This window comes from Protofrankia sp. Cas4 (genome assembly GCF_963555915.1).
In the GTDB taxonomy this organism is placed as follows: Bacteria; Actinomycetota; Actinomycetes; order Frankiales; family Frankiaceae; genus Protofrankia.
The window spans coordinates 1-9,033 of the sequence record NZ_CAUVXL010000076.1 but is presented as its reverse complement, the minus strand read 5'-3'; the positions used below and the strand labels follow the sequence as shown (position 1 = coordinate 9,033).

General features: G+C 68.5%; 9 protein-coding genes. 6 read left to right on the top strand and 3 right to left on the bottom strand.

Features of this window, described 5'->3' with window-relative positions; all coding sequences use genetic code 11:
* Positions 1-507 precede the first annotated feature (507 nt).
* Positions 508-807 (bottom strand): DUF4193 family protein, encoded by a 300-nt coding sequence (locus U9979_RS07655; RefSeq protein ID WP_322751111.1) that lies wholly within the window; start codon positions 805-807, stop codon positions 508-510.
* A gap of 319 nt (positions 808-1,126) precedes the next feature.
* On the bottom strand, positions 1,127-1,510 hold the full coding sequence (locus U9979_RS07650; protein ID WP_322751117.1) for a co-chaperone GroES: 384 nt from the start codon (positions 1,508-1,510) through the stop codon (positions 1,127-1,129).
* Between the two features lie 300 nt (positions 1,511-1,810).
* Here U9979_RS07650 and U9979_RS07645 point away from each other — a divergent pair, with 300 nt between their 5' ends.
* The 6 genes from U9979_RS07645 (at position 1,811) to U9979_RS07620 (ending at position 8,018) form a co-directional block, all read left to right on the top strand.
* Positions 1,811-2,500 carry a hypothetical protein gene (locus U9979_RS07645; RefSeq protein WP_322751112.1) on the top strand — a complete coding sequence of 230 codons (690 nt, stop codon included), beginning with the start codon at positions 1,811-1,813 and terminating at the stop codon, positions 2,498-2,500.
* 183 nt (positions 2,501-2,683) lie between these two features.
* Complete coding sequence (locus tag U9979_RS07640) at positions 2,684-4,096, top strand: hypothetical protein (RefSeq protein WP_322778812.1); 1,413 nt, start codon at positions 2,684-2,686, stop codon at positions 4,094-4,096.
* 261 nt (positions 4,097-4,357) lie between these two features.
* Positions 4,358-4,828 (top strand): ATP-binding protein, encoded by a 471-nt coding sequence (locus U9979_RS07635; protein ID WP_322778811.1) that lies wholly within the window; start codon positions 4,358-4,360, stop codon positions 4,826-4,828.
* 176 nt (positions 4,829-5,004) lie between these two features.
* Positions 5,005-5,958 carry a tellurite resistance TerB family protein gene (locus U9979_RS07630; protein ID WP_322778810.1) on the top strand — a complete coding sequence of 318 codons (954 nt, stop codon included), beginning with the start codon at positions 5,005-5,007 and terminating at the stop codon, positions 5,956-5,958.
* 125 nt (positions 5,959-6,083) lie between these two features.
* Positions 6,084-6,563, top strand: coding sequence for an NUDIX domain-containing protein (locus U9979_RS07625; protein ID WP_322751115.1), 480 nt, complete (start codon positions 6,084-6,086; stop codon positions 6,561-6,563).
* Positions 6,564-6,989: 426 nt separating this feature from the next.
* The gene (locus U9979_RS07620; protein WP_322778809.1) at positions 6,990-8,018 is read left to right on the top strand and encodes a YbhN family protein; all 1,029 of its coding nucleotides are present in this window, start codon (positions 6,990-6,992) and stop codon (positions 8,016-8,018) included.
* A gap of 94 nt (positions 8,019-8,112) precedes the next feature.
* On the opposite strand, the gene U9979_RS07615 is transcribed toward U9979_RS07620, so the two are convergent.
* A partial coding sequence (locus U9979_RS07615) for a catalase (RefSeq protein ID WP_322778808.1) occupies positions 8,113-9,033 on the bottom strand: 921 nt, incomplete at its 5' end.

Below are 9,033 nucleotides of genomic sequence, written 5' to 3'. Positions count from 1 at the left end.
CGCCTCGATCAAGAACCTCCCACAGACGGGCCCGGGGGACATGGGCAGCCGGCAGCGACGGCGGGGAGGTTCGAGAGACGACGATCGGCAGCGCCCCTGGACCGGATACGCCCGGGTAGGGAACGACGACGGCGGAAGCCTCCGTGTCAACCATCTCTCCACCCCTAACCGTTCAGCTGCGTTAGGTAGTGGTATCGCGACGAGAGGTTAGGGGCAAGGCCAGGTCTGCCATTACGATCTTCTGCTGTGGATCCGGGTCACCGCCGGGGACCGCCGTCTCCCGGACGACCAGAAGGCCGACCGCCCGCAACCCGACCGCCTGCAGCCCGACCGCCCAGACGGGCGAGACCTGGAAGGCCCGGAGAGCCCGAAGAGCCCGAAGGACACACAATCGAGACTGCGCGTCCTTCGGCGTGCTGTCCCGTGGATCGTCACGGGACAGCACCTGGCCGCCAGCCGGGCGCGGACAGCCCGCTCGCGGATCGAACGCCGTTATTCAGCGGCCTCCTAGGCGGCGCAGTCTGAGCAGACCGTCCGGCGAACGTCAGCGAGCTGGCTGCGATGGTGGACGAGGAAACAGCTGGTGCAGGTGAACTCGTCAGCCTGTCTCGGCAGCACCCGCAGGGCCAGTTCGTCGTCACGGACCTCGGCGTCTGGAAGATCCAACTCGGCCTCGAGTGCATCAACGTCATCTCCGAGATCGGCGGCAGCCCCGGCACGCTGCGCCTTCAGCGTCTCCAGGCTCTGTTCCTGGAGCTCGTCCTCCTCGACATCAGCGCCCCGCCGGGCGTCGAAGTCACGAGCCATGAAGTCTCCTTCCGTTCCAGATCCGATCGGTCGCGCGCTGGGGTTCAGTGCGCGACCGCATGTCGGTACCCACTCAGGCCCATACCCGAACGGGATCGAGTGGTCACAATACGCAACGACCCTGGCGCAGATGCAACGGGTGAGGTTTGTCCGCATCCGCGTGTGGTCGGGACGAGACAACGGATCTCTCCCGGCCGACGCGAACAATACGGTCCCGCGCGGCAACAGGCCAGGCATCACGTGTACGGTGCGGTGTCAGACCCGCCACATGGTTACCCGAAGAGGGAATACCGGACAGGCTGCTGATATCGGGTAAGAGCTACAGATAGAGGCCGGCCAGCCCGTCATCCAGCCGCTCGGCGGCCACCGCGTGCACATCCCGTTCCCGCAGCAGGACGTAGGTTGTACCGTGCAGCTCGACCTCGGCTCGTTCCTCGGGGTCATAGAGCACACGATCACCCATCTGGATGGTGCGCACCGCCATGCCCACCCCGACGACGTCCGCCCAGGACAGCCGCTTGCCCATCTGCGCGGTGGCTGGAATAACGATGCCGGCCTTTGACCGACGGTCGGCCGAGTCCTCACGCGGGGCAACCAGAACACGATCATGAAGAAGTCTGATCGGCAACGATCCGGCCCGCATGTCGACGCCGGCCATCCCGCCGCCGGTCGCACCGTTGACACCGCCGGAAGCAACACTCACGTGCCGGACACTACCCGCCGCGAGAACATCGCCCGACAACAGTGGTGCACCAACGGCCGCCACCCCGGTCATCCGACACCCGACCGCAGGCGGCGGGAGCGCCGATTCGAGATAGAAGCACGCGAAGCTCCCCGGATGGGGAATGCAGCCCCAACGGGGTATAAGCTGCCGCCCATCGCCGACCTAGCCGCTGTGGCCAGGCCGGCGAGTCGGTGTCGGGACCGGGGCGCGTGCGCGTCTACCGGCACCGGCAGGCAACCGAGGATCGGCACGCAGGCAACCGTGAGATGAGGCGCAACGATGGCTTTGCGAATCAGTGTGGACCTCGACGGGCTACGCTGGGCTGATCTTTTCCGGTTCGTCGACCTGGCCCGCAACGGCGGCATCGGGCCCGACGACCAGGTAGACGTGATCACATACGGTAGTGACCCGCTATCGGTCAGTCTGTCCGCACGGATCTACCCGTCAGACAACTTCGGTTCCGGTGACCCGGAACTCGCAAATGAGACAACCGGACGCTCAGGAGCGCCGGCCGTCGCACCACCGCCGGCCATGCCGTCGCCCAACGGCTCGTCGTTCGGTTACGACGCACCGCCCGGCGAGCGTGGCGTGACCGGCAACGGTGCGCACTACCCGGCCTTCGAAGCCCCCAGCGAACGCCCGGGCCAGGGCACACCCAACCTGCCTTCGTTCGCCGGCGGCTATGAGGGGCAGGGCGAGCGTGGCGGTCCGCCCGCGGCGGGCGCCACGCACTACCCGGCCTTCGACGGACAGGGCGGCGAGCGGCTCGGAGCCGGCGGAGCTGGCGGAGCCGGCGGGCAGTTCGCCGGTTTCGAACCGGTCTTCGACCGTCAGGGTGGGATCAAGGAGCCCGGCGCAGGCGGCCAGGGTCAGGTCGAAAGCCCCTACATTGAGGAGTTCGCCCGCCTCCAGGAGGGCCTGATGCGCCAGTCTCGCCGGCCGGACGAGGTCCGCCCCGAGCGGGGATGAGAGCGTCGGCCCACGCAGTCGGCCCGGCGGGTCAAGCCATGGCATCGCCGGACGGATCGTGATGTACACGGTATATGATGTCCAGTTTACTACTGTGTGACAAATTACTACAAATAGTCGTATAGTTACCAGACTGACCAGTCAAGGGCGGTACCGGTAACACATCCCACGAAGCGATGGTGCATGCTGCCTGCGATGGAGGATCAGCGGACGGACGAGGTCGGGCGTTACTGCAACCAGTTGCGCTCGGAGCTCCACATGATCTCAAACGGACCTGTTCTCGCCGGTCCGCGGATGATCGAGCACATCGGGGCCCTGCTGAACCTCCTCGATCTTCACCAGCCGAACGAGTTCGACCTGTGTATGAGCTGCGACCGCCTCTGGCCGTGTCCGACGGTCATGGTGGTCACGGGGGTCCCGGCTGCGGACGACACAGGACCCGACACCGGGCCGAATGGCGCCGGCGGCGTGTCTACGCCGGCCACTGTGTCCGCGACCGCGGAGCCTTCCCCTGCCGTCGGCGCGTCCGCGCAGGTGCGGGCGCAGGGGCCGCCGCCTGGACTGGAGACCATGCCGGCGCCGCTGCCCGCACCACCGGTGACCGCGCCGATGGAGCTGGCCGCCCGGGACGGCTACCCTGCCCCGAGCTCGCCCGCCGCGTACCCCGGCGGACCCCATCCCGGCGGACCCCATCCCAGCGGGCCGCTGCCCACAGCCCCGCGTCCGGCCAGGCCCGTCGCGCCGGCGGCCATGCAGGGTCCCGGAACGGGCGCGTACCCGGTGTCAGCGACCGCCGGCAATCCGACGGGATGGATCCCGTCCTCGACCGCGTCGCTGTCAACCGGAGCACATCGCATCCCACGCCCGCTGACGGGCCAGGCGGGAACGCCCACACCGCAGGCGACCGGACAGTTTCCAGCGGTACAGCCACCTCAAGGACGCCCACAGCCAGGGGTACAGCCACCTCAACGGCCACCGGCGGCACAGCAACCACCAGCTCCGCCGCAGTCACCGACCGCGGCACAACCGCCAGGACCGGCTCCTTACCCGATGCCACCGTCACCGCGGCAGCGCCCCACCGGTCCCATCCAGCCGCTCGGGCGGGAGCAGCAGGCGCACCAGCAACCCGCGCCGTGGAACGGCAGTCAGCCGTCCGGACAGCCGTTGCACGGACCAGCCATACCCGCGGCCCGACCCGCGCCGGTGATTTCCGGTCCGATGGGGATCCCGCCCACCCGGATGCCCGCCCAACCCTTCCCGGCCGAACCGGCCGTGTCGACTGGCAACGGGATGGCCCGACGGGCAGCACCGTCGAGCATCGACCCAGCGGTACCGTCGAGCATCGACCGAGCCGCCGCTGACCCCCAGCAACACCATCCGCGCTATCCGCATCCCGCTGCACCGCGCGCCGATGTCCCGCAGCCAGCAAACGCCCAACACCCTGGAACGCCTCCACAGCACGGAACGCCGCACGATCTACAAGCACAGCCGGGCCACAGCCCGCGTCCGGGATCAGCTCCTGACGGGACGAAAAACCGCGATGGCGGCCGCTGGCCGGGCTACGGCAACATCCTCGACGGCATCGACGTGATCTAGGACCTGCCCGGTAGAGCTTCGATTGCGCGGACCGCTCGGGGCAACGACCGCCGTCCCCCGAGGTGCGTACCGTCCGATCACACGCAAGGGTAGGCCTGTGTTCGCCGGGTAGCCGACAGTCGGTGACAAGACCATGCCAACAAGGTTTGAACGCTGACGGCGGGTGGCATGAAGGCGACAGTGGCGGGCTGGTGGTGATGTTCGGACACATGGTGATGTTCGGCGGCATACCCGTCGGCAGTGACCGGTGGAGGGTGAGGCGTGGCCGAAGCTCTTACCGCACGCTTCGATCTACCTGCCAACGCCCGCGCCGCGGGGCGGGCCAGGCGTCTCGTCAACGAACTGCTGGCCACCTGGGGGCGCGAGGAGGACGCCGAGATCGCCCGCCTGCTGGTCAGTGAGGTCGTCACCAACGCCGTGCGCTATGCCCGGTGCAACGACCCGCTGCACGTCCAGATTGTGGCGCAGAACGACCGGGTGCGGATTGCAGTCGGTGACGGCAGCGCGATGCGTCCGATCCTGCGGACGGTGTGCGACGACGACGAATCCGGCCGCGGGATGCATCTGGTGGCGGCTCTGGCCAGCGAGTGGGGCGTGATCGACAAGCCGGCCGACGACAGCCCCGGCAAACACGTGTGGTTCGAGCTGGCCGCGCCAGTGCCGGTCCATATTCCCCTCAGTGCCGCACCGCCGGCAACGATCGGGAGCTGCCAACCCGAGTTGCTCCATTGACTGGTTCTTCCAGCGTCTTTGCGCCGGGCCCGGGCTGCCCATCCAGGGGTGGCCGTCAGGGGTGGCCGTCAGGGGTGGCCGCAGTGGACGGGTGGATGATGAGACGGTGTCCGCGCCCACGTCGTAGCGCAGTGGCAGTGGCAGTGGCAGTGTGAGGTCACCGACAGGGAGGCGCCATGCCCGTTCCCACGGATGTCCGGCTGGACGTGCGGATCCTGCTCGATACGGGTGACCACCTGGTGGCCGTCTACCTGCCGGCCCAAGCGGCCCACGTGCTGCCCGGCGGAACCGTCGAACCCGGTGAAGGCGTCGGCGCGGCCGCGGCCCGGCACCTGCGCGTACTCGTCGGCAGCGACCGGGATGCACGCACGCCGCCGGCAGCCACGGCCGTGCCTGCGTCAGTGGCGTTACCCGCCTTCGTGGGCTGCGTCGAACATGCGACCGGGCCAGCTGAGCACCGCACGATCACGACGTTGTTTTCGGCCGACATCCCGGCCGGCACGGACATACCCGCCACGTATCTGGGCGCACCGCTCGTCGCGCTGTCCCTCGGGAGCCTCGATGAGCGACCATTGACTCCCCCGGCGGTCGCCGCTGTGGCGATCCGCTGGCTGGAGGACCGCTGGCCGACGTGGCGCGGCCTACCGGTGTCCGAGCCCGAGCCGTGGTGGAACCATCTACGCGGGTCCGCACAGTCTTTCCGTGCCCAACTGGATGCCCGCCGACACGAACTCGACGACATGTCCTTCCGGGACGCCGCCGTCGCCATGTGCGCACTCGTCGCCGCCGCCGACGGCACCATCGACGCGCGGGAGCGGGACGCGATGGCGACCATCGTCACCACCGACCGGGTCCTGAGCGCTTTTCCACCGGACGAACTGCTCGCACTGTTCGACGCGCACGTGGCGGCGTTTCGCGCGGATGCCGGCGAGGCCAGGTCCGCGGCGCTCCGCGAGATTGCCAAGGTGCGCGGGCGCAGGGTGCGAGCACGGTCAGTCGTCCAGTTCGGAGCGGTGATCGGACACGCTGACGGCATGTTCGACCCGGCCGAGCGGACCGCCGTCCGACAGGCGATCGATGTTCTCGGGCTCGATCCCACAACCCTCGCAGTCCAGGCAGTCCGTCCGTGAGCACCACCAACCGTCCCTGAGCACCACCAACCGTCCCTGAGCAGCACCGACGTCCCTGAGCAGCACCGATCACCCCTGGCCACCACCGACCGCTCCCGACGACCGAAGAAAGGCGGGCCGACCCGGTGGACACCGTCACGGCAGCCATGTCCGCGCCCAGCACGTCCAGCACGTCGGTGGTGTTGAGCGCACGTGTGCTCTTCACGACCGGCGAGCGCATCATCGTCGCCAACCGCCGGGGGCAGGCATGGTGCACCCTGCCCGGCGGGAACGTGAAGCCGGGCGAGCGCGTGGAGCAGGCGCTGCACCGCAAGATCCGGGTGGAGACCGGCCTGGCCGTGCGCACCCTTGACTTCGTGGGATGCGTGGAGCACTCGTTCGTCGAGGCCGGCCGGGCGTGGCATGAGCTGAACATGGTGTTCGCGTCCACTCTGTCACCGTTCGCGGAGCTCGCCAGCCGGGAAGAGGCCATCGACCTGGGCTCGCTGGCCGTGGCCGACCTCGACGCCTTCGAATTCCGGCCCGCGCACCTGCGGACGGCCATTGTGAACTGGCTGAGCACCTACCGTCCGGGCTGGTACGGCCCGGACGGCCGTACCAGCTGACGCGGGTAGCGACAGGCCAGGCGAGCCTGTTCCGGTCCGCGGGGATTCGGATGTCCGGATGGATCGGGTCGCACAGCCGATCCGCACCGGCCGTCTCCGTATCATGTCAAACACTGATCACGATCAGCCACCGTGACGAACCCCACGTGTGTAACAGCCGGGGTACGGCCGATCCCATTGCGTTCCCGCACAAACCGGCTGTGTAACCGATGAATATCACGCTGTCCGCCGAGATGCCGGAATGAAGATCCGTCCACAGGATGTACGTTGTTCAGCATCCGTTATGAATCCCGATCTACCGTTGGCGCCATGACGCCCGGATGGGCAGCCTCCGAAAGAGCGGCCCCGGCAACAGCAGCTGCTGACGGCACCGCCGTCGTACTACCGCCGGTCGCCATACCCCACCAACGCACGACGCACCCACTAATGCGGGAACTGCCTGGTGAGGGCCTGGCACATCCGCTTGCGCTGACAGGAATCCGTTGGCATCGCGCTCGCGCGGGCTGGCTGCGCCGGCCCGGGGCGCTGATCGGGATTTCCCTCGCCGTCCCGATGACGCTGCTCCTCGTGATCAGATTTCGGACCGAGGTAGCCGCCACGCTGTCGAACGTCCCGGCTCCCAGCTGGCCCTGGCTCGTGGTGTGCGGGCTCGCCTCCGCCCTGTTTTTTCTGGCCAACGCACTCGCCCTGCGCGCGGCCAGTGGGCTGCCGCTGCGGCTGCCGACGGCGGCGGGGGTCCAGCTCGCGGCCGCGGCTGCAAACCGGGTCCTGCCGGCGGGCCTCGGGGCGATCGCGGTGAACGTCCACTACCTGGAACGCCAGCAACTCACCCGGTCGGCCGGGCTGAGCGCCGTCGCCGCCGTGAAGGTCGCCGTCGCCCTCGTGCACGTGGCCGGAATCGTGCTCGTCGCCGGCATGGTCGGCGGTCGGGGGCCGGGTAACGCGCTTGGCACGCCCATCGGGCCGATCACGCGACACGTCGGGTCCGGGCCGGCCCTGGCATGCGTTGCCGGCTGTCTGCTCGCCTGCGTCGCGGTCGGCGGGCACCCCCGGGTCCGGGCCCGGTTGGGGCCCCCGCTGACGGCCGCGGGCCGGCATCTTCTGCTGCTCGCCCGGTCACCTCGACGGACGGCGATCCTCCTCGCCTCCGCCGCCGGCATCAAGATCGCACAGATCGTGGCCTTGGCTTCGTGCGTCTGGGCGTTCAACGGTTCGGGGTCGATGCTGTCCATCGCCACCATCTACCTGATCGGTGCAGCAGTGGCCGGAGCCGTGCCGACAGCCGGCAACGTCGGGGCGCTCGAACCGGCCCTCGCCCTCGGCCTCACCGCCGCCGGGGGCGAAGCCGCGTCCATGCTCGCCGCCGTTCTCGTGTACAGGCTGATCAGCTACTGGCTCCCGGTGCTGCCCGGAGCGGCGACACTGACCACCCTGCGCCGTCGCAACGTGCTGTAGTTCCCGTGCAACCTGCCAGTGCCTGTGCTGCCTGCCAGTGCCTGTGCTTCCCGTCCGACCCGGAGTCCTTGATGTTGTGGCCGGCGCCGGTGGATCAGCCGACGCCCAGACCCTTGGCGACCCGTGCGCCGAGGTCCGGATCGACCTGGCGCCAGTACTCGACGACACGCCGCTGGACGTCGGCCTGAACATCCTGGGACGCATGCCCGATGATGTTGCCCACCAGGTGGTCGCGGTCAGTGTCGGACATCACGTCTCGATACAGCGTGCCCGCCTGGCCGAAGTCGTCGTCGTCCCGCCGCAGCGTGTATGCCGACCGGACGAACTCGCCGTCGGCCTCCCACACGGCGTCGTCGGCGTACCGGGCCGCGTCGGCCCTGGGGCCGCCGTAGCTGTTCGGCGCGTACACCGGGTCGCGGGACGGCTCGTAGCGCATTGCGCCGTCCTTGTTGTAGGAGTTGACCGGCGACTTCGGACGGTTGATCGGTAGTTGCAGATAGTTCGGGCCAATCCGGTGACGATGCGTGTCCGGGTAGGAGAACAGCCGGCCGAGCAACATCTTGTCCGGACTCGGGCCGATCCCCGCCACCATGTTCGCCGGCTCGAACGACGCCTGCTCCACCTCGGTGAAGTAATCGCCGGGATTGCGGTTCAGGACCATGCGTCCGATCGTGATCGGCGGGTAGTCCGCGTGTGGCCAGACCTTGGTCAGGTCAAACGGGTTGAAACGGTAGGTGGCGGCAGCCGCGAACGGCATGATCTGTATTTCCAGCCGCCAGGACGGATATTCACCGGCATCTACAGCCGATGCGAGATCGCGGATGTGATAGTCGGGATCGACCGACACCGTCGCCTTCGCCTCAGCGTCGGTGAAGGTGTCGATGCCCTGCTCGGTCTTGAAGTGGTACTTCACCCAGAACCGTTCACGAGCCGCGTTCACCCACATGAATGTGTGACTGCCGTAACCGTTCATGTTGCGCCAGGAGCGTGGCGTCCCGCGGTCGCTCATCAGGAT

Excerpts from the sequence above, each read along its gene's own strand:
- U9979_RS07655 (WP_322751111.1), bottom strand. The coding sequence starts at position 807 with ATGGCTCGTGACTTCGACGCCCGGCGGGGCGCTGATGTCGAGGAGGAC.
- U9979_RS07645 (WP_322751112.1), top strand. The coding sequence starts at position 1,811 with ATGGCTTTGCGAATCAGTGTGGACCTCGACGGGCTACGCTGGGCTGAT.
- U9979_RS07640 (WP_322778812.1), top strand. The coding sequence starts at position 2,684 with ATGCTGCCTGCGATGGAGGATCAGCGGACGGACGAGGTCGGGCGTTAC.
- U9979_RS07630 (WP_322778810.1), top strand. The coding sequence starts at position 5,005 with ATGCCCGTTCCCACGGATGTCCGGCTGGACGTGCGGATCCTGCTCGAT.
- U9979_RS07620 (WP_322778809.1), top strand. The coding sequence starts at position 6,990 with ATGCGGGAACTGCCTGGTGAGGGCCTGGCACATCCGCTTGCGCTGACA.